General features: G+C 71.2%; 17 protein-coding genes. 9 read left to right on the top strand and 8 right to left on the bottom strand.

What is annotated here, in order from left to right; all coding sequences use genetic code 11:
- Positions 1 to 49: 49 nt before the first annotated feature.
- Both AC6CKD_RS01325 and AC6CKD_RS01330 read right to left on the bottom strand, forming a co-directional pair.
- Positions 50 to 1,492: a sensor histidine kinase gene (locus tag AC6CKD_RS01325; RefSeq protein ID WP_498324595.1), complete on the bottom strand. Its 1,443-nt coding sequence runs from the start codon at positions 1,490 to 1,492 to the stop codon at positions 50 to 52.
- Positions 1,485 to 2,171 carry a response regulator transcription factor gene (locus AC6CKD_RS01330; protein ID WP_498324596.1) on the bottom strand — a complete coding sequence of 229 codons (687 nt, stop codon included), beginning with the start codon at positions 2,169 to 2,171 and terminating at the stop codon, positions 1,485 to 1,487. The genes AC6CKD_RS01325 and AC6CKD_RS01330 overlap by 8 nt, the downstream gene beginning before the upstream one ends.
- A gap of 608 nt (positions 2,172 to 2,779) precedes the next feature.
- Here AC6CKD_RS01330 and groES point away from each other — a divergent pair.
- Positions 2,780 to 3,088: a co-chaperone GroES gene (gene groES / locus AC6CKD_RS01335; protein WP_008739621.1), complete on the top strand. Its 309-nt coding sequence runs from the start codon at positions 2,780 to 2,782 to the stop codon at positions 3,086 to 3,088.
- 136 nt (positions 3,089 to 3,224) lie between these two features.
- Complete coding sequence (gene groL / locus AC6CKD_RS01340; protein ID WP_498324597.1) at positions 3,225 to 4,856, top strand: chaperonin GroEL; 1,632 nt, start codon at positions 3,225 to 3,227, stop codon at positions 4,854 to 4,856.
- 83 nt (positions 4,857 to 4,939) lie between these two features.
- Here the strand turns inward: groL and AC6CKD_RS01345 are convergent, their stop codons facing one another.
- The 3 genes from AC6CKD_RS01345 to AC6CKD_RS01355 all read right to left on the bottom strand — a co-directional run bounded on the left by AC6CKD_RS01345 (position 4,940) and on the right by AC6CKD_RS01355 (position 7,189).
- Positions 4,940 to 5,638, bottom strand: a complete 699-nt coding sequence (locus AC6CKD_RS01345; protein WP_498324598.1) for an ester cyclase — start codon at positions 5,636 to 5,638, stop codon at positions 4,940 to 4,942.
- A gap of 90 nt (positions 5,639 to 5,728) precedes the next feature.
- Positions 5,729 to 6,502, bottom strand: a complete 774-nt coding sequence (locus AC6CKD_RS01350; RefSeq protein WP_498324599.1) for an SDR family NAD(P)-dependent oxidoreductase — start codon at positions 6,500 to 6,502, stop codon at positions 5,729 to 5,731.
- 9 nt (positions 6,503 to 6,511) lie between these two features.
- Complete coding sequence (locus tag AC6CKD_RS01355) at positions 6,512 to 7,189, bottom strand: MOSC domain-containing protein (protein WP_498324600.1); 678 nt, start codon at positions 7,187 to 7,189, stop codon at positions 6,512 to 6,514.
- A 79-nt stretch (positions 7,190 to 7,268) separates the two neighbouring features.
- Here AC6CKD_RS01355 and AC6CKD_RS01360 point away from each other — a divergent pair, with 79 nt between their 5' ends.
- The gene (locus tag AC6CKD_RS01360; protein ID WP_498324601.1) at positions 7,269 to 8,168 is read left to right on the top strand and encodes a LysR family transcriptional regulator; all 900 of its coding nucleotides are present in this window, start codon (positions 7,269 to 7,271) and stop codon (positions 8,166 to 8,168) included.
- A gap of 211 nt (positions 8,169 to 8,379) precedes the next feature.
- Here AC6CKD_RS01360 and AC6CKD_RS01365 read toward each other — a convergent pair whose 3' ends face one another.
- Positions 8,380 to 8,715: a WhiB family transcriptional regulator gene (locus AC6CKD_RS01365; protein ID WP_498324602.1), complete on the bottom strand. Its 336-nt coding sequence runs from the start codon at positions 8,713 to 8,715 to the stop codon at positions 8,380 to 8,382.
- A gap of 379 nt (positions 8,716 to 9,094) precedes the next feature.
- Between AC6CKD_RS01365 and AC6CKD_RS01370 the strand changes: the two genes are divergently transcribed.
- The 4 genes from AC6CKD_RS01370 to AC6CKD_RS01385 all read left to right on the top strand — a co-directional run bounded on the left by AC6CKD_RS01370 (position 9,095) and on the right by AC6CKD_RS01385 (position 13,612).
- On the top strand, positions 9,095 to 9,706 hold the full coding sequence (locus AC6CKD_RS01370; protein ID WP_003948568.1) for a response regulator transcription factor: 612 nt from the start codon (positions 9,095 to 9,097) through the stop codon (positions 9,704 to 9,706).
- 375 nt (positions 9,707 to 10,081) lie between these two features.
- Positions 10,082 to 10,711, top strand: coding sequence for a sigma-70 family RNA polymerase sigma factor (locus tag AC6CKD_RS01375; protein WP_254382456.1), 630 nt, complete (start codon positions 10,082 to 10,084; stop codon positions 10,709 to 10,711).
- Between the two features lie 125 nt (positions 10,712 to 10,836).
- Positions 10,837 to 12,342 (top strand): IMP dehydrogenase, encoded by a 1,506-nt coding sequence (guaB, locus tag AC6CKD_RS01380; protein ID WP_498324603.1) that lies wholly within the window; start codon positions 10,837 to 10,839, stop codon positions 12,340 to 12,342.
- A 145-nt stretch (positions 12,343 to 12,487) separates the two neighbouring features.
- Entirely contained in the window at positions 12,488 to 13,612 is a 1,125-nt protein-coding gene (locus AC6CKD_RS01385; protein WP_498324604.1) for a GuaB3 family IMP dehydrogenase-related protein, read from the top strand.
- On the opposite strand, the gene AC6CKD_RS01390 is transcribed toward AC6CKD_RS01385, so the two are convergent.
- Entirely contained in the window at positions 13,581 to 13,805 is a 225-nt protein-coding gene (locus tag AC6CKD_RS01390) for a hypothetical protein (RefSeq protein WP_498324605.1), read from the bottom strand. The genes AC6CKD_RS01385 and AC6CKD_RS01390 overlap by 32 nt on opposite strands.
- 82 nt (positions 13,806 to 13,887) lie before the next feature.
- Here AC6CKD_RS01390 and AC6CKD_RS01395 point away from each other — a divergent pair, with 82 nt between their 5' ends.
- On the top strand, positions 13,888 to 15,933 hold the full coding sequence (locus AC6CKD_RS01395; protein ID WP_498324606.1) for a zinc ribbon domain-containing protein: 2,046 nt from the start codon (positions 13,888 to 13,890) through the stop codon (positions 15,931 to 15,933).
- Between the two features lie 17 nt (positions 15,934 to 15,950).
- Here the strand turns inward: AC6CKD_RS01395 and AC6CKD_RS01400 are convergent, their stop codons facing one another.
- Positions 15,951 to 17,180, bottom strand: a complete 1,230-nt coding sequence (locus AC6CKD_RS01400; RefSeq protein ID WP_243333440.1) for a nucleotide sugar dehydrogenase — start codon at positions 17,178 to 17,180, stop codon at positions 15,951 to 15,953.
- A 333-nt stretch (positions 17,181 to 17,513) separates the two neighbouring features.
- Between AC6CKD_RS01400 and AC6CKD_RS01405 the strand changes: the two genes are divergently transcribed.
- Complete coding sequence (locus AC6CKD_RS01405; RefSeq protein ID WP_498324607.1) at positions 17,514 to 19,232, top strand: glycerol-3-phosphate dehydrogenase/oxidase; 1,719 nt, start codon at positions 17,514 to 17,516, stop codon at positions 19,230 to 19,232.
- The last annotated feature ends 139 nt before the right edge of the window (positions 19,233 to 19,371 follow it).

The following is a 19,371-nucleotide window of genomic DNA, read 5'->3' on the forward strand; positions in this document are numbered from 1 at the left end:
GGGCGGGTGCGGCGCCGCGACCGGGGGCCGGCCCCCGGACCCCCGCGCCTCACGCGCCGGTGGCGCCGGATCCGGCTCGCGCGGGCACGCGCAGCACCAGCCGGGCGCCCCCGCCGGGCGCCGGGAGCGCGCGGACCTCGCCGCCGTGCGCCCGCGCGATCTCCCGGGCGATGGCCAGCCCCAGCCCGGTGCCGCCGCCGGCCCGGCCGCGGCCCGCGTCCAGCCGTACGAACCGCTCGAAGACCCGGTCCCGGTCCGCCTCCGGGATGCCCGGCCCGTCGTCCGTGACCTCCAGCAGCGCCCAGCCGTCCTCGGCCGAGGCCCGGACCACGACCCCGGTACGGGCGTACCGCAGGGCGTTGTCCACCAGGTTGGCCAGCGCCCGCTCCAGCCGCGCCGGATCCCCGGCCGCCGGTACGGGAACCCGCGCGTCCAGCCGTAGCGGGACCCTGGGCTCCGGGCGCCGCGCCGCGTCCTCGGCGGCCAGCAGCGCGAGGTCCACCGGCTCGGTGCGCGGCGCGGGCCCGCCGTCCAGCCGGGCCAGCAGGAGCAGATCGGCCGCGATGGCCTGCAGCCGCTCGGTATCGGCCAGCGCGGCCGCCACCGACTGCCGGTCGGGGTCCCGCAGCGCCACCTCCAGCCGGGACCGGACGGCCGCGAGGGGGTTGCGCAGCTCGTGCGAGGCGTCGGCGGTGAACTGCCGCTGCCGGGCGTCGCTGCGCTCCAGCCGGTCGAGCGTGTCGTTGACCGCCCGGGCCAGCCGCGCGATCTCGTCGGCGCCGCCCGGGTCCGGGACCCGCCGGTCCAGCTCGCTCCCGGTGACCGCCGCCAGCCCGGTGCGGATCGCGGTGACGGGGCGCAGCGCGTGGCCCGTCACCCACCAGGCCAGCAGCGCGGAGAAGGCGATCAGCGGGGGCGCGCCGGCCAGCAGGCCGAGCGCGACGGCCCGGTTGGCGTCGTCCACGTCGCCGAGCACGGTCGCGGCGTAGACGGTGTGCGGGTCGTGCGCCCCCGGCGGGCCGGGCGCGTCCACGGCGACCACCACGCGCCGCTGTGCGCCGGAGCGCGCGGGCGGCAGGACGGCCGACCGCACGTCCCGGCCGGGGGCGGGGCCCAGCTCCGTGAGCTCCGGCGTGTCCTTCAGGTCCCCGCTGGTGGCCACGACCGTGCCGGCCGCGTTCCGCACGAGCAGCAGGTCGACCCCGCCCTCGGGCGCGGGCAGCCGGCCGCCGGCCGGGAGGCCCCCGGTGTCGTACTGGGCGGCCACCTTGCGGGCGGCGAGCTCGGTGCGGCCGGTGGTGTTCTCGATGAGGTTGGCGCGCAGCAGGGTGTAGAGCCACAGCCCGCCGGCGGCCAGCACGGCGGCCATCGCGAGGGCGGCGGCCGCGGCGGCGCGTGCGCGCAGGCCGCCGAGGCGGCGGGGCCGGGGCCGGGGCCGGGGGCCGCGTCCGGGGCCGGGCCGGGGTCCGCGTCCGCGTCCGGGATCAGCCACCGTCGGGGGCCATCCGGTAGCCGGTTCCGTGCACGGTGAGGATCGAGCGGCGGCCGAAGGGGGCGTCGATCTTCCGGCGGAGCGAGGAGACGTACACCTCGACGATGTTCGGGTCGATGCCGTGCGGGGTGTCCCAGACCTCGTCGAGGATGTCCTGCTTGGCGACGGCCCGGCCGGGCTGCTCCATCAGGCAGCCCAGGACGCCGAGCTCGCGGGAGGTCAGCTCGATCTCGTACGGGCCGCGGCGGCAGCGGCGGCCGAGGGGGTCGAGGACGAGGTCGCCGGCCTGCAGGACCGCGGGCCGGGCCTCGCCGGCGGCGGCGCGGCGGGTGAGGGCGCGGAGGCGGGCGGCGAGGACGACGAAGGAGAACGGTTTCGTCAGGTAGTCGTCGGCGCCCGAGTCCAGGCCCTCGGCCTCGTCGTACTCGCCGTCCTTGGCGGTCAGCATCAGCACGGGGGTGGCGAGGCCGTGGGACCGCATCCGGGTGCAGATCTCGTAGCCCGAGAGGCCCGGGAGCATCAGGTCGAGGAGGACCACGTCGTACGGCCCTCCGGTGAGGGCCAGGTCCAGCCCGCGGTGGCCGTCGTGGGCGAGGTCGATCCAGTGCCCGTCGGCGGAGAGGCCGCGCCGCAGTGCGTCGGCAAGGCTGACTTCGTCTTCGACGACCAGGATCCGCATGCCCCAACCCTCACATACCGGGCACTTCTTCCTGACGCGGAGCTCGCACCGCCCGGCCCTGGCGGGCCTCCCGGGCTTGCCCCGCTGCGCCGGACTCGTCCGGCGGCTGCCTGCCGGGGCTGCCCCCACTGCCGTCCCGGCGGGGGTTCGGTGGGCGGGTGCGGGTTGCCGGGCCCTGCGGGGCGGAGTCCCCTACCCGCCCTTCCGCCGTTCCCCGGGCGCCGCCCGGACCCCCCGGGGCTCCGCCCCGGACCCCGCGCCTCAAGCACCGGCGAGGCTGGATGTGGCTGACGCCGGCGAAAATCCAGCCCCTCCGGCGTTTGAGGAGCAGGGGTCCGGGGACTGGTCCCCGGCAGCGGCGCCGCGCGATCCGGGGGCTCGGGGGTGCCCCAGGGGGGCGCATCCAGGCGGCCGAGGCTGCGAAACCAGCGGCTCGTATTGGCACTCCGCTTGACCGAGTGCTAATCCCCGGAATAGTCTCGCGTCTGGCACTCGCCCCCGGTGAGTGCCAACACGGCGACAGACGGATCCGGCACCCGCGACGACGGATCGACCTGGTCGCCACCTCAGACAATTAACCCCGGATCTCCGAAGCGGAAGGTCAGATCGTGACGACCACCAGCTCCAAGGTTGCCATCAAGCCGCTCGAGGACCGCATTGTGGTCCAGCCGCTCGACGCCGAGCAGACCACGGCCTCTGGCCTGGTCATCCCGGACACCGCGAAGGAGAAGCCCCAGGAGGGCGTCGTCCTCGCCGTGGGTCCGGGTCGCTTCGAGGACGGCCAGCGTCTCCCGCTGGACGTCACCGTCGGCGACGTCGTCCTGTACTCCAAGTACGGCGGCACCGAAGTGAAGTACAACGGCGAGGAGTACCTCGTCCTCTCGGCCCGCGACGTGCTCGCGATCGTCGAGAAGTAATCACTTCTCCAGTTTTGCTTTGAGCTACGCCCCTGGTCACCCCTGCTGATGCCGGGCGGCGAGGGGCGTAGTTCGTGTCTGACAGGCGGTCGCGGTGAGCGGCCGGGGATAGCAACGAGAGGGCTGAACCGCTCCCATGCCGAAGATTCTCAAGTTTGACGAGGACGCCCGTCGCGCCCTTGAGCGTGGCGTCAACAAGCTTGCCGACACCGTCAAGGTGACGATCGGTCCCAAGGGCCGCAACGTCGTCATCGACAAGAAGTTCGGCGCTCCGACCATCACGAACGACGGTGTCACCATCGCGCGTGAGGTCGAGCTCGACGACCCGTACGAGAACCTTGGCGCGCAGCTCGTCAAGGAGGTCGCGACCAAGACCAACGACGTCGCGGGCGACGGCACCACCACCGCCACCGTCCTGGCGCAGGCGCTGGTCCGCGAGGGTCTGCGCAACGTCGCCGCGGGTGCTTCCCCGGCCGCCCTGAAGAAGGGCATCGACGCCGCCGTCAAGGCCGTCTCCGACGAGCTCCTGGCGACCGCCCGTCCGATCGAGGACAAGTCCGACATCGCCGCCGTGGCCGCGCTCTCCGCGCAGGACCAGCAGGTCGGCGACCTCATCGCCGAGGCGATGGACAAGGTCGGCAAGGACGGCGTCATCACCGTCGAGGAGTCCAACGCCTTCGGCCTGGAGCTCGAGTTCACCGAGGGCATGGCCTTCGACAAGGGCTACCTGTCCCCGTACATGGTCTCCGACCAGGAGCGTATGGAGGCCATCCTCGATGACCCGTACATCCTGATCAACCAGGGCAAGATCTCCTCCATCCAGGACCTCCTGCCGCTGCTCGAGAAGGTCATCCAGGCCGGTGCCTCCAAGCCGCTCCTGATCATCGCCGAGGACGTCGAGGGCGAGGCGCTCTCCACCCTCGTCGTCAACAAGATCCGTGGCACCTTCAACGCCGTCGCCGTCAAGGCGCCCGGCTTCGGTGACCGCCGCAAGGCGATGCTCCAGGACATGGCCACCCTCACGGGTGCCACCGTCATCGCCGAGGAGGTCGGCCTCAAGCTCGACCAGGCCGGTCTGGACGTACTGGGCTCCGCCCGCCGCGTCACGATCTCCAAGGACAGCACCACCATCGTCGACGGTGGCGGCTCCTCCGACGAGGTCCTCGGCCGCGTCAACCAGATCAAGGCCGAGATCGAGTCGACCGACTCGGACTGGGACCGCGAGAAGCTGCAGGAGCGCCTGGCGAAGCTCGCCGGCGGCGTCTGCGTCATCAAGGTCGGCGCCGCCACCGAGGTGGAGCTCAAGGAGAAGAAGCACCGTCTCGAGGACGCCATCTCGGCGACCCGCGCCGCGGTCGAGGAGGGCATCGTCTCCGGCGGTGGCTCCGCTCTCGTCCACGCCGTGAAGGTGCTGGAGGGCAACCTCGGCCTGTCGGGCGACGAGGCCACCGGTGTCGCGGTCGTGCGCCGCGCCGCCGTCGAGCCGCTGCGCTGGATCGCCGAGAACGCCGGCCTCGAGGGCTACGTCATCACCGCGAAGGTCGCCGAGCTCGACAAGGGCCAGGGCTTCAACGCCGCTACCGGCGAGTACGGCGACCTGGTCAAGGCCGGCGTCATCGACCCGGTCAAGGTCACCCGCTCCGCGCTGGAGAACGCCGCTTCCATCGCGTCGCTGCTGCTCACGACCGAGACCCTGGTCGTCGAGAAGCCGGCCGACGACGAGGGCGACGCCGGTCACGGCCACGGTGGCCACGGCCACAGCCACTGACCTCGTCGGTAAGCACGGCACGTAAGTAAGGCAAAGCCCCGGTCACCGCTGCCAAGCGGTGGTGACCGGGGCTTTCCCGTCTGCTATCCGGGCATCATGCCCATCTGGCGCATCAGGCCCGGGGCGTCGTAGTACCACCAGTCCTCTGCGATCTGGCCGTTCTCGATCCGGCACGTCGTACAGCCCGACATGGTGAATTCCTTGCCGGTCGGCGCGACCCCCATGAACTCGCCCTTGTGGGTGCCCTTCCAGCTCCACAGCGTCGTGACGCACTCGCCTTCGGCGATCTGGCGGTTCAGGTCGAAGGTCATGTCGAAGGCTTCCCGCCACATGCCGACGGTCGTGCGGATGCCCTCGCGGCCGTTGCCCCGGCCGGCGCTCTCCATGATGTCGTGGGTGACGTAGTCGGCCGCGATGCACTCCTCGACGGCGTCGAAGTTGCCCTTGCCCACGACCTCCTCGAAGAAGCGGTTCACGACGAGCTTGTTGAGGTACTCGTCACGGACCACGTCGAGGTTCATGAACTTCGGCATGCCGTCGCAGAGCGCCACCATCTCCTGGAACATCCGGTCGGTCTCCGGGAGCTGAGAGTTCCTCATGGCCTCTTCGTACGAGGGGAATTCGACGAGGTCCACGTAGTGGGTCTTGGAGTCGCGGTCCTTGCCGATGAGGGTGTGGGTGACCGTGCGCTTGCCGGCGGCCTGCTCGGCATAGCGGTCGATGAGACTGTTCATCTCGTCGAAGCGCTTGGTCTCGTAGTCGATCACTTGTACGAATGTCATCGCGTCGCCTCCCGCGCTGGATGGGACACGTCCAGTCTAGGGATATTTCACCCATATGCCGCGTTTACTCATCGGTCCCCACGGGCTCGGCTACTGCGGTCCGTACGTGCGCCCCGTGCGCGAGGAGACCCCGCCCAGCAGCCCCCGCGGGGTCAGCTTCACCATGCCCATCAGCGCCTTGTACCGCGGGTCCGGGATCGATACCGTCTTGCCCCGCGCCAGGTCGGCCAGCGCCGCCGCCACCAGCTTGTCGGCGTCGAGCCACATCCAGCCGGGGATGTTGTCCGTGCCCATGCCGGCCCGCTCGTGGAACTCGGTCCGCACGAAGCCCGGGCACAGCGCCATCAGCCGTACGCCCGAGCCGGCCAGGTCCTTGGCCGCGCCCTGGGTGAACTGCACGACCCAGGCCTTGCTCGCCCCGTAGGTGCCGCGCGGCAGGAAGGCGGCCACCGAGGCCACGTTGATCACGCCGCCGCGGCCGCGCGAGCGCATCGGCTCCACCGCCGCCGAGGTCAGCCGCAGCACGGCCTCGATGTGGACCTTCAGCATGGTGAGCTCGTCGGCCATGGAGACTTCGAGGTAGCGGCCCTTGTTGCCGAAGCCCGCGTTGTTCACCAGCAGGTCCACCGGGTGCTTGCGGTCGGCGAGGCGCTCCTCGACCGCCGCGATGCCCTCCTCGGTGGAGAGGTCGGCGGCCAGCACCTCGGCCTCGATGCCGTGCCGGTCGTGCAGTTCGGTGGCCTGCTCGCCGAGCCGCTTGGTGTCCCGGGCCACCAGGACGAGGTTGTGCCCCTGGGCGGCGAGCCGCCGGGCGAAGGCGGCGCCGATGCCCGCCGTGGATCCCGTAATCAACGCAGTCGTCATAGGCGCAACCTAGTCGCCCCGCTTCCCGTACTTCTCCACATGGGCCAGCGCCTTGTCCCGCGCCTGCGGCTCCAGGGCGTCGCCCGCCGCCAGCGTGCGCGGCAGCAGATCCCGCTCGGTGGTGAAGGCGCGGAACCAGAACTCCACCGTCACCTCGTGGTCCGGGCGGTGCACGACCTCTATGGGGTCGCCGGGGGAGACCGAGCCCTCCCGCAGGACCCTCAGGTAGGCGCCCGGCCGGGCCTCCCGGGTGAACCGCTTGACCCAGGCCTTCTCGTCGAGCATCCCCTGGAAGGTCCGGCACGGGATGCGGGCCGAGGCCACCTCCAGGAGCAGGTCGGGGCCGACCCGCCAGCGCTCGCCGAGCAGCGCGCCGTTCACGTCGAGGCCGGAGGTGGTGAAGTTCTCGCCGAAGATCCCGCCGGGCAGTTCGCGGCCGAGCTCGCCCTCCCACCACTCCAGGTCCTCGCGGGCGTACGCGTACACGGCCTGGTGGTCGCCGCCGTGATGGCGCAGATGGCAGACGTCGTCCCCCTCCACGCCGCTCGCGCCGACACCCTTGGGACCCGGCGAGAAGACCCGTACGGGGCCGGGCGCCGGAATCTTGCCGTGACCGGTCAGCCCGTCCGGGGCGTCGGTGTGGTCGACGGCCGTCGCGCGGCCGAGGTTCACGGAGATCAGATGCATGGCCCCACGCTAGCCGAGCCACCCCAAAGCGGCTGCCGGATATTCGGGCCCGCATCAAAGCAGCCCTTATGCTCGAAGGGTGATCGAGGCACGACATCTCCGAGTTCTGCGCGCTGTCGCCGGAACCGGGTCCTTCTCCGCCGCCGCCCGCGAGCTCGGCTGCACCCAGCCGGCCGTATCCCAGCAGATGAAGGCGCTGGAGCAGTCCGCCGGCACCCCGCTGCTGATCCGCACCGGGCGCGAAATGCGCCTCACCCAGGCCGGCGAGGCGCTGGTCCGGCACGCCGCCGGAATCCTCGCCGGTCTGACGGCCGCCGAGGAGGAGGTCGCGGCCATCGCCGGACTGCGGGCCGGCCGGGTCCGCCTGGTCTCCTTCCCGAGCGGCAGTTCCACACTGGTGCCGACCGCGCTCGCGGCGATGCGCGCCGAGCATCCCGGGACCCGGATCTCGCTGGTCGAGGCGGAGCCGCCGCGCTCGGTGGAGATGCTGCGCGAGGGCGACTGCGATCTCGCACTGGCCTTCCGCTACGGCGGCGCCTCCGGGTCGGCGGCCGAATGGGAGGACCTCGTGGTCCGGCCGCTGCTGACCGACCGGCTCGTCGGACTGGTGCCCGAGGGGCACCGGCTCGCGGGCGCGGAGCGGGTGGGCATGGCGGAGCTGGCCGACGAGCCCTGGATCGCGGGCTGTCCCCGCTGCCGCCGCCATCTGGTGGAGGTGTGCGAGGCCGTCGGCTTCACCCCGCGCATCGACTTCGCCACCGACGACTACCCGGCCGTGGTCGGCCTGGTCGGGGCCGGGCTCGGGGTCGCGGTGCTGCCGGAGCTCGCGGTGGAGTCCGTACGGGCCAAGGGCGTGAGCACCCTCGTCGTGGAACCGGCCGTCGAGCGGGAGGTCGTCGCGCTGACCCTGCCCGACCTGGCCAGGGTCCCGGCGGTGGCCGCGACCCTGACCCAGCTGGAGCGGGCCGCCCGGCGCTGACGGTGCGGCGCCGGCGGTCCGGCGCCGACGTTCGGGCCATCCGGCCCCATCGGCGCCGGACCGTCGGCGCCGGACGGGGCCGCCACGCGAAGGACCGTACGGCGGTACGGCCGGTCGGGTGGCAGCCCGGTCCGGTACGCGACACGCCCGTCTTGTGCGTGTCGATGAGATTCGGAGAAACGTTCCTTCGGTCGTTTCGTATGGAGCCCGCTCAGTGCGGAGTGATCGGCGTGCTCGGTCCGATCGCGCTCGTCGCCGGGATCAGGCGGTGGCGGGCGCGGCCCATCAGTTCTTCGCGTTCGTCCTCGGTGAGGCCGCCCCACACCCCGTAGGGCTCGCGGACGGCGAGTGCGTGCGCGGCGCATTCCGAACGCACCGGGCATCGCATGCAGACCTCTTTAGCCGAGGCCTCGCGCGCGCTCCTGGCCGCGCCCCGCTCACCTTCCGGGTGGAAGAAGAGGGAGCTGTCGACCCCGCGGCAGGCAGCGAGCAGCTGCCAGTCCCAGAGGTCGGCGTTCGGTCCGGGGAGGCGGGAGAAATCTGCCATTGGTAGTCCTCTTGGTGCCGGTACTGAGGCGGATACGGTCCATGTCTCCACACCTACTGTCGTAGTAGATGTAAATATGACTCATTGGGAATCTAGCCTCAGACATGCGCCAAACGGAAGGAAAGCCGCCAAATAGGGCATAACGCCAGATGGAGGACACGCGGCGAGTGGCTCCTGCCTTGTGTTCGCTTCCTCACGTAGAGTGCCGAAGGTGTCCGTCCGACCCGTAACTCTTTCGAGTGACCATCGTTGAGAGTGCGAAGGCGGTTGAACCAAGAAGTTCTCGGACAGGTGTCCGGGGGCATCGACCGCACAGGTGACGATACGTACCAGCCTGGAGGCTCAAGGTGACGCGCATCAGCAGCTGCGGAGGGCGGTCATGACATCCGTCCTCGTCTGCGACGACTCCCCGCTTGCCCGAGAGGCGCTCCGTCGCGCGGTTGCCACCGTGCCCGGCGTCGAGCGTGTGACGACGGCTGCCAACGGCGAGGAAGTCCTCCGCCGCTGGGGTGCCGACCGCTCCGACCTGATTCTGATGGATGTACGGATGCCCGGGCTCGGCGGTGTGGAGACGGTTCGCCGGCTGCTCTCGGCCGACCCCGGCGCCCGCATCATCATGCTGACGGTCGCCGAAGACCTGGACGGCGTGGCCCTCGCGGTCGCCGCCGGCGCCCGGGGGTACCTGCACAAGGACGCCTCGCGCGCCGAACTGCGGGCCACGGTCACCCAGGCCCTCGCCGACCCGACCTGGAGGCTGGCCCCGCGCCGGCTCCGCTCGGCCGAGATGGGCGCCGCGCCCACGCTCACCGCGCGGGAGATCCAGGTGCTGGAGGGCATGAGCCACGGCCGGTCCAACGCGGAGATCGGGCGCGAGCTCTTCCTCTCCGAGGACACGGTCAAGACGCACGCCCGCCGGCTGTTCAAGAAGCTGGGTGCGTCCGACCGGGCGCACGCCGTGGCGCTCGGGTTCCGCTGGGGCCTGGTCCGCTGACCGCGCGACCGCCGGCCCTCACCGGCCGGCGGTGCCGCGGGCCGGTCGACCGGTCCCCCCCGCCGGCCCGAGTCCCTCGGCCCCGGCCGCCCTCCGGAATCTCCCGCCGTCCGATCCGCCGCACCCGGGTGCGCACCGGGGATTGACGGTGCACAATCCGGGGGACGTGTCGCTTCGGGCGCGATGCCGCATGCTTGAGGGTGTGGCGCATCCCGGAGATGTCGCCGCGGGGACGATTCGGCCGAGCGGGAGGGGAGGGGCCAGACCATGAGTTCCGGTGCACCCACCCCGCACAACCCGTCGACGCATAACGCTTCGACGTACAACACGGGCCGCAGTGCCGCGAATGCTCCGGCACCAAGGCACCATGGATTGATGCGCGACGACGAGGCCCCGGGGTCACCCGCGACCACAGGCGGCAGCGGCGCCTCCAGGAACAGCGGCGACGGCACCGTCAGCGCGCTCGTGCGCCGTGCCGTCGAGGGCGACGAGCAGGCCACCCACGATCTGCTCGCCTTCGTGCACCCCCTGGCCATCCGCTACTGCCGCTCCCGCCTGTCAAGGCTTCCCGGTGACGCCCGTCACTTCGTGGAGGACCTGGCGCAGGAGGTCTGCGTCGCCGTCCTGATGGCGCTGCCGCGCTACCGCGACACCGGGCGCCCCTTCGAGGCCTTCGTCTTCGCCATCGCCGCGCACAAGGTCGCCGATCTCCAGCGGGCCGCCATGCGCCATCCGGGCAGTACGGCCGTGCCCTCCGACGAGATGCCGGAACGGCCCGACGACTCCCTGGGCCCCGAGGAGCGGGCGCTGCTGAGCAGTGACGCCGCCTGGGCCAAGAAGCTGCTGGCCAACCTTCCGGAGAACCAGCGCGAGCTCCTCGTCCTGCGCGTGGCCGTGGGGCTCACCGCCGAAGAGACCGGGCAGATGCTCGGAATGTCCCCCGGGGCGGTGCGCGTCGCCCAGCACCGGGCGCTGAGCCGGCTCCGTGCGCTCGCCGAGCAGTAGGCCGTACGGGTTTTTTCCCGTAGGAAGCTACGAACCTTGCCCTTGATCTTGGTCGTGGAATGAGACGCCTCGGGATCCCGTTAGCATGGACATCCGCGCTGAGCAAGACCATCTTGGAAGGTGTCATGACTGTGAACGCCGACGGAGTGCCCGACAAATTCGCCACACTCGGCCTCACTTATGACGATGTGCTGCTGCTCCCCGGGGCGTCGGACATGTCCCCGGACGCCATCGACACGTCCTCGCTCATCTCCCGCAACGTCCGCGTGAACGTCCCGCTGCTCTCCGCCGCCATGGACAAGGTCACCGAGGCCCGGATGGCCATCGCGATGGCCCGCCAGGGCGGCGTCGGCGTTCTGCACCGCAACCTCTCCATCGCCGACCAGGCCAACCAGGTGGACCTGGTCAAGCGCTCCGAGTCCGGCATGGTCACCGACCCGATCACGGTGCACCCCGACGCGACCCTGCGCGAGGCCGACGAGCTCTGCGCCAAGTTCCGGATCTCCGGCGTCCCGGTCACCGACCCGGCGGGCAAGCTGCTCGGCATCGTCACCAACCGCGACATGGCCTTCGAGTCGGACCGCAGCCGCCAGGTGCGCGAGGTCATGACCCCGATGCCGCTGGTCACGGGCAAGGTCGGCATCTCCGGCGTGGACGCCATGGAGCTGCTGCGCCGCCACAAGATCGAGAAGCTCCCGCTCGTCGACGAGGCCGGCCTGCTCAAGGGCCTCATCACGGTCAAGGACTTCGTCAAGGCCGAGAAGTACCCGAACGCCGCCAAGGACAAGGACGGCCGGCTGCTCGTCGGCGCGGCCGTCGGTGTCGCGGGCGACGCGTACGAGCGGGCCCAGGCCCTGATCGAGGCGGGCGCCGACTTCATCGTCGTCGACACCGCCCACGGCCACTCCCGCCTCGTCGGCGACATGGTCTCCAAGATCAAGTCCAACTCGACCGTCGACGTCATCGGCGGCAACATCGCCACCCGCGACGGCGCCCAGGCCCTCATCGACGCAGGCTGCGACGGCATCAAGGTCGGCGTCGGTCCCGGCTCCATCTGCACCACCCGCGTCGTCGCCGGCATCGGCGTTCCGCAGGTCACCGCGATCTACGAGGCCGCGCTCGCCGCCAAGGCGGCCGGTGTGCCGGTCATCGGCGACGGCGGCCTGCAGTACTCCGGCGACATCGCGAAGGCGCTCGTCGCCGGCGCCGACACGGTGATGCTCGGCTCGCTGCTCGCGGGCTGCGAGGAGTCGCCGGGCGAGCTGCTCTTCATCAACGGCAAGCAGTTCAAGTCGTACCGCGGCATGGGCTCGCTCGGCGCGATGCAGTCCCGCGGCGACCGCAAGTCCTTCTCCAAGGACCGCTACTTCCAGGAGGGCGTGGGCGGCGACGACAAGCTCATCCCCGAGGGCATCGAGGGCCAGGTCCCGTACCGCGGCCCGCTCTCCGCGGTCGTGCACCAGCTCGTCGGCGGCCTGCGCCAGTCGATGTTCTACGTCGGCGGCCGCACGGTGCCGGAGCTCCAGGACCGGGGCCGGTTCGTCCGGATCACCTCGGCGGGGCTCAAGGAGAGCCACCCGCACGACATCCAGATGACCGTCGAGGCGCCGAACTACAGCCGCAAGGGCTGATCCGAGCAGCTCAGGAGGGGCGGGCCCGTACGGGCCCGCCCCTCCTGCGTGCCGGGTGGGTGCGTCCGTACAGCGGTCACCGGAACGCGGCGCGCCGGGGTTCGGGGATACTGGACGGGCAGACCCAGAGGAAAGGCCACCACACGTGACTGAGATCGAGATCGGGCGCGGCAAGCGCGGCCGCCGGGCGTACGCGTTCGATGACATCGCCATCGTCCCCAGCCGCCGTACCCGGGACCCGAAGGAGGTCTCGATCGCCTGGCAGATCGACGCCTACCGCTTCGAGCTCCCGTTCCTGGCCGCCCCCATGGACTCGGTCGTCTCCCCGCAGACCGCCATCCGCATCGGCGAGCTCGGCGGCCTCGGCGTGCTGAACCTCGAAGGCCTGTGGACCCGGTACGACGACCCGCAGCCGCTGCTCGACGAGATCGCGGAGCTGGACGAGGAGTCCGCCACCCGCCGCCTCCAGGAGATCTACTCCGCCCCCATCCAGGCGGACCTGATCCGCCGGCGCATCAAGGAGGTGCGCGACTCCGGTGTCGTCACCGCCGCCGCGCTCTCCCCGCAGCGCACGGCCGAGTTCTCCAAGGCCGTCGTCGACGCGGGCGTGGACATCTTCGTGATCCGCGGCACCACCGTGTCGGCGGAGCACGTCTCCGGCGCCGCCGAGCCGCTGAACCTCAAGCAGTTCATCTACGAGCTCGACGTCCCGGTCATCGTGGGCGGCTGCGCCACCTACACCGCGGCCCTGCACCTGATGCGGACCGGCGCGGCCGGCGTCCTGGTCGGCTTCGGCGGCGGCGCCGCGCACACCACGCGCAACGTGCTGGGCATCCAGGTTCCGATGGCCACCGCCGTCGCCGACGTGGCCGCGGCCCGCCGCGACTACATGGACGAGTCCGGCGGCCGCTACGTGCACGTCATCGCCGACGGCGGCGTGGGCTGGTCCGGCGACATCCCGAAGGCCGTCGCCTGCGGCGCCGACGCCGTGATGATCGGCTCCCCGCTGGCCCGTGCCACCGACGCGCCCGGCAAGGGCAACCACTGGGGCATGGAGGCCGTCCACGAGGACGTGCCGCGCGGCAAGAAGGTCGACCTCGGTACGGTCGGCACCACCGAGGAGATCCTCACCGGCCCGTCGCACTCCCCGGACGGCTCGATGAACATCTTCGGCGCGCTGCGCCGCTCGATGGCCACCACCGGCTACAGCGAGCTCAAGGAGTTCCAGCGGGTCGAGGTCACCGTCGCGGACTCCCAGCACCGCCGCTGACCGTTCGTCCGTCGTACGCCGCGCCCTCAGCTCCTGCCTTCGTCCAGAGGTTCAGGCAGATGCTCCCCGGGATCACGAAGGCGCCCGCGACGAGCAGCAACTCGAACAGGAACCACGCGTTGTCCCGGGCCACGCGTCCGTACACGTTGCCCATGACGGTGCCGAGCAGGAGCGCTGACACGCCGATGCGCACAGGGTTCGTGGTGCGAAAGGGTGACCTTTCGTGCGGGGATGTCGTTGATCGGATGACAGCACCGGATGGTAGGGGGTGGGTGTTGAGTCAGAAGGTGCCGCTCGCCGAGGGCCAGACCGCCCGGACTGCCTGCGCCCGTGGATTGCTGCGGACTGGGGTGGATGAGAAGACCGGCGAACTGCTGCCTGCCGCTGTGCTGGCGGACAGGCTCGGCTGGTGTGCCGTGCTGGTTGCCGACATGGCCTCTGAGCTGATGTCCGAGCACTGGAATGCCACTGATGTCGACGTACTCGCCTCCGGTCAGGACGGCGGTGGCGGGAAGCTGCCGTCGAACGCGTGGATGGCGTTGCGTCGTCTAGGCTGGACCGTTGCGGCGCCTGATGGTGTTCGTGTCAATGACCGGATCGTCCGGATGGCGCAGGAGCAGGCCGGGCGTACGTTGCGGTCGGTGAAGTGGCGCGCGGATCTGACCGCTGAGGTGCTCGTCTCCTGGCCCGCCGAGCCCGGTAAGCGGACGCCTGAGGAGTGGGACTCGGTCCGTGAGGCGGTGCCGGGCGGGCAGTTCCTGCCGTCCAGCGTGATCAAGTCCCGCACCCGGCAGATCGTCGCGTTCCTCCGGAAGCACGGCCGTCCTCCGGTCGATGTGTTCGAGCTGGAAGCCACACCCGGCACAGCCCGGATGCTGCTGCTGTCGGCGTGCGACGGGCAGCAGGCCGCCATTGAGCGGGCAGATGCACCAGGTCGGGCTCTGCTGCGCTTGCAGCTTCCCACCCGGCCCGACCCGCGGTCGTACCGGGACTGGACGTGGGTGGCGTGCCCAATCGCGCTGCCGCCGACGATTCCGGCGGGTGCGCTGCTGCATCTGCCCACGCTGCGTATCCAACAGGGAAGGGTCCGGGCTGATATCGCCTGGACCCACACGGTCCCCAAGTCCCGGCCTGCCGGGCACACCGTTGCACTCGGTGTTGACTGGGGCCTGAACACCTTGCTGTCCGCCGGAGCCACCCGGTTGCAGGTTGACAGGCGGATCACCGCCCTCGGGGCCGGGGCCATGTTCCGTGCCGCCGGGGTCTTGGCCAAGCAGCACCGGCTGCGGCGCCTCTCCGAGCACATGCGCGCCAAAGCCGATCAGTACGAGCGGCTCACCGGCGGCGACACTGAGCATCCCTTGGCGGCCAAGCGCACGGTGCTGGCCGAGGAGATCCGGCGCGTTAGCGCCCGCCGGTCTAACCTCAACGACGCACTCGCGTGGTCTGCCGCGCGCTGGGCTGTCGATCAGGCCATTGCCGCCGGAGCCACGGTGATCTATGTCGAGGACCTCCGCTCGATGGAGGCCGGGGGTATGGGCCGCACGATGAACACCCGCCTCTCGCAGGCGGTGCGCGGGCAGATCGTCGACCGGATGCGGCACCTCGCCGCCGAGATGGGCATCGCCGTCGTCACCGTGCCCGCGAAGAACACCTCGAAGCACTGCCCGCGCTGTCTGGTTCCGCTGTGGCACCGCAAAGCCCCGGACCGGCCCACCACACCAGGCTGGAAATGGGGCATCTGCCCGTCGTGTGGGTACCAGGGTGACCGCGACCACGGGGCGTGGCAACGTATCGCCGCGCGCGGCCTCACCCATCAGACCAAGACCGTCACCGACCGCACCACCGGAACCATGGTCATCCGCACGGTCGTGGACATCCTCGAAACCCGTGCCCTGATCACACCCACGGCGAAGACCAGCCGGAAGGACCGGTCCAAGACTGGCCCCACCCGGCCACGAACCACACGCCCCGCGCCCAGGCGACGCAGGGCACCCTCCCCCACCGGACCCCAGGGGTCGGCGGGCAAGCGTCCGGAGGGACACGCACCCACGGGCCGGTCCCGACTGCCCCGCGCAGCCCACCGACACCAGGGCATGACGACGATCAGCACACCCGCCACCGGCCGGCACCGGCCACGAGGAGCAGCGCTGGGCGCAGGCTTCAACCTGCACACCCACGCCACCCCTCCACGATGGGAAGATCCCACACCAGACATCACGTCTCATATGGGATCGCTATCAGAGACGCTAGCAGCAGCCCGCGGCATCCGTGGAGTGACTGTCACGATTCATGACGCCCCCTCCGTAGAGGGGGTTTAGGTCGACCGGGGGGAGGGCTACAGGCGGTGTGCGGCGCCCGCCGGGCTGGCGCCGCGGGTGTCCAGGAGCAACTGGGCCTTCACCGCCAGGCCTTGCAGATCGTAGGTGCGGTGGTGCTGGAGCAGGATCGTCAGATCGGCGTTGGCGGCGGCCTCGTACAAGGATTCGGCGCGGGGGACGGGCTGGTCCCTGACGCGCCATCCGGCGATGTACGGGTCGTGGTAGCTGATCAGCGCACCCAGGTCGAGCAGGCGACTGGCGATCTCGCGCGCCGGGGAGCCCTCCTGGTCGGCGAGGTCCGGCTTGTAGGTGACGCCCAGGAGGAGGACGCGGGCGCCGCGCGCGGACTTTCCGTGCTCGTTGAGCAGGGTGGCGCTGCGCTGGATGACGTACTGCGGCATCCGGTCGTTGATCTCCTGCGCCAGACCGACCATGCGCAGCGGGTGGCCCGGGGTGCGGGTGGTGTGGGGGAGGTAGTTGGGGTCGAGGGGGACTCCGTGGCCGCCGACCCCGGGGCCGGGGCGGAAGGCCTGGAACCCGTACGGCTTGGTCTCGGCGCAGCGGATGACGTCCCAGAGGTCCACGCCCAGGTCGTGGCAGAGCACGGCCATCTCGTTCATGAGGGCGATGTTGACGTGCCGGTAGTTGGTTTCGAGGAGCTGGACCGTTTCGGCCTCGCGCAGGCCGCGGGCGCGGACCACCTTCTCGGTGAGCCGGGCGTAGAAGGCGTGCGCCGACTCCGTGCAGGCGGGGGTGAGGCCGCCGATGACCTTGGGGGTGTTGGAGATGCCGTGCGTGCGGTTGCCGGGGTCGAGGCGGCTGGGGGAGTAGGCCAGGTGGAAGTCACGACCGGCGCGCAGGCGGGAGCCCGATTCGAGGATCGGGCGCAGGTACTCCTCGGTGACGCCCGGGTGCGCCGCCGATTCGAGGATGACGGTGGTGTGCGGCCGCAGGCGTGCGGCGAGCGTGCGGCCCGCCTCGCCGACCGCGGACAGGTCGAGTGCGCGGTCGGCGCCGAGCTGGGTGGGGGCGCAGATGACGGCCGTGCGGACCCGGCCGAGTTCGGCGGGGTTGGTGGTGACCCGGAAGCCGGCCGCCGACATGCGGCGGATCTCGGCGGCGGTGAGGGTGGAGTCCGTCGCCGGACCGCTGTCGTAGCCGACCGTCTCGATCCCGGCGGCCACGGCTGCCTGGGCGAGAGGGAGGCCGAGATGGCCGAGTCCGATGACGGCGAGATCTGCGGGCATGGGGGTGCCGTCCCTTCCCTTCCCTGACATGCATGAGGGGGCGGAGCGCGCAAGTCCTGTGGAGGAGGAGAGCTGGCGCAATGTCAGACTAGGCGTATATATGACAGATATCTCGTATTCAGGGCGTTTGGTCACCTCCGTGTTATCCACAGGCGGTGGCTGATGTGGGTGCGGCCGGTCAGAATCATGAACGGGCGATGTGAGCGGGATCACCCACGACGGGTGGGATGACCGCATAGGGCGGACGGGGCGACCCGCGTCAACGGGAGGCAGGCAGCCGTGAGGACTGGGACTGGGACAGAGGTAGGGGCAGGCACGGGGACGGGTGCGGGGATGGGCGGTGGTGGGGGGCGGGCCTCCCTGGGGCCCGTGCAGCGGGCCGAGGCGCTCGCCGGGATGGCCGAGCGGGAGCTGGACGTGCTGGTGGTCGGCGCCGGTGTGGTGGGCGCCGGTACCGCACTCGACGCGGTGACCAGAGGCCTGGCGACCGGGCTGGTGGAGGCGAGGGACTGGGCTTCGGGCACCTCCAGCCGGTCCAGCAAGCTCATCCACGGCGGGCTCAGATACCTGGAGATGCTCGACTTCGCCCTCGTGCGGGAGGCGCTCAAGGAGCGCGGCCTGCTGCTGGGGCGGCTCGCCCCGCACCTGGTGAAGCCGGTGCCCTTCCTCTACCCGTTGCAGCACAAGGGATGGGAGCGGTTCTACGCCGGTTCCGGAGTCGCGCTGTACGACGCCATGTCGCTCTCCAGCGGCCACGGGCGCGGGCTGCCGACCCACCGCCACCTCTCGCGCAAGCGCGCCCTGCGGATCGCGCCGGCGCTGCGCAAGGACGCGCTGGTGGGCGCCCTGCAGTACTACGACGCCCAGATGGACGATGCCCGTTACGTGGCGACCCTGGTCCGGACGGCCGCGGCGTACGGGGCGCAGTGCGCCAACCGGGCGAGGGTCGTCGGCTTCCTGCGGGAGGGCGAGCGGGTCGTCGGCGCGCGGGTGCGGGACGTGGAGGCCGGCGGGGAGTACGAGATCCGGGCGAAGCAGATCGTGAACGCCACGGGAGTGTGGACGGACGACACCCAGGCACTGATCGGGGAGCGCGGGCAGTTCCACGTACGGGCCTCGAAAGGCATCCACCTCGTCGTTCCCAAGGACCGGATCCACTCCTCGACCGGGCTGATCCTGCGGACCGAGAAGTCGGTGCTCTTCGTCATCCCGTGGGGCCGGCACTGGATCGTGGGCACCACGGACACCGACTGGGACCTGGACAAGGCGCACCCGGCGGCGTCGAGCGCGGACATCGACTACCTGCTGGAACACGTGAACTCGGTGCTGGCGGTCCCGCTCACCCGGGACGACGTCCAGGGGGTCTACGCCGGCCTGCGGCCGCTGCTGGCCGGGGAGTCGGACGCGACGAGCAAGCTCTCGCGCGAGCACACGGTGGCGCACCCGGTGCCGGGGCTGGTGGTGGTCGCCGGCGGCAAGTACACGACGTACCGGGTGATGGCCAAGGACGCGGTGGACGAGGCGGTGCACGGCCTCGACCAGCGGGTCGCGCCGTGCGTGACGGAGGACGTGCCGCTGGTCGGGGCCGAGGGGTACCGGGCCCTGTGGAACGGCCGGGCGCGGATCGCCGCGCGGACGGGGCTGCACGTGGTGCGGGTGGAGCACCTCTTGAACCGGTACGGCTCGCTGACGGAGGAACTGCTGGCCCTGATCGCGGAAGACCCCTCGCTCGGGGAGCCGCTGACGGGCGCCGACGACTACCTCCGCGCCGAAGTGGTCTACGCGGCCTCGCACGAGGGGGCGCGGCACCTGGACGACGTGCTGACCCGGCGGACGCGGATCTCGATCGAGACCTTCGACCGGGGGACCCGATCAGCGCGGGAGTGCGCGGAGTTGATGGCTCCGGTTCTGGGATGGGACGAGCAGCAGATCGAGAAGGAAGTGGAGCACTACGAGAAGAGGGTGCAGGCTGAACGGGAATCGCAGCGCCAGCCGGACGATCAGACGGCGGACGCGGCGAGGCTGGGGGCGCCGGACATCGTCCCGTTGTAACTCTGCGACGTTGCGGGCGGAACCGTGGACCCGGGGCTCCCGTCCGTTGCGGAGTAAGGGACAATGAGAGTTCTGCCGGGGCGGGTTACCGGGCACCCCGGCCGCTGCCAGGGCAACCGGAGCAGGCGGCACGAACGCA

The organism is Streptomyces sp. GQ60 (assembly GCF_059758875.1).

What these genes read in the sequence shown, in the direction of transcription:
- AC6CKD_RS01330 (WP_498324596.1), bottom strand. Translation starts at nt 2,171, where the DNA reads ATGCGGATCCTGGTCGTCGAAGACGAAGTCAGCCTTGCCGACGCACTG.
- groL (WP_498324597.1), top strand. Translation starts at nt 3,225, where the DNA reads ATGCCGAAGATTCTCAAGTTTGACGAGGACGCCCGTCGCGCCCTTGAG.
- AC6CKD_RS01345 (WP_498324598.1), bottom strand. Translation starts at nt 5,638, where the DNA reads ATGACATTCGTACAAGTGATCGACTACGAGACCAAGCGCTTCGACGAG.
- AC6CKD_RS01350 (WP_498324599.1), bottom strand. Translation starts at nt 6,502, where the DNA reads ATGACGACTGCGTTGATTACGGGATCCACGGCGGGCATCGGCGCCGCC.
- AC6CKD_RS01355 (WP_498324600.1), bottom strand. Translation starts at nt 7,189, where the DNA reads ATGCATCTGATCTCCGTGAACCTCGGCCGCGCGACGGCCGTCGACCAC.
- AC6CKD_RS01365 (WP_498324602.1), bottom strand. Translation starts at nt 8,715, where the DNA reads ATGGCAGATTTCTCCCGCCTCCCCGGACCGAACGCCGACCTCTGGGAC.
- AC6CKD_RS01370 (WP_003948568.1), top strand. Translation starts at nt 9,095, where the DNA reads ATGACATCCGTCCTCGTCTGCGACGACTCCCCGCTTGCCCGAGAGGCG.
- AC6CKD_RS01375 (WP_254382456.1), top strand. Translation starts at nt 10,082, where the DNA reads ATGCGCGACGACGAGGCCCCGGGGTCACCCGCGACCACAGGCGGCAGC.
- guaB (WP_498324603.1), top strand. Translation starts at nt 10,837, where the DNA reads ATGACTGTGAACGCCGACGGAGTGCCCGACAAATTCGCCACACTCGGC.
- AC6CKD_RS01400 (WP_243333440.1), bottom strand. Translation starts at nt 17,180, where the DNA reads ATGCCCGCAGATCTCGCCGTCATCGGACTCGGCCATCTCGGCCTCCCT.
- AC6CKD_RS01405 (WP_498324607.1), top strand. Translation starts at nt 17,514, where the DNA reads ATGGGCGGTGGTGGGGGGCGGGCCTCCCTGGGGCCCGTGCAGCGGGCC.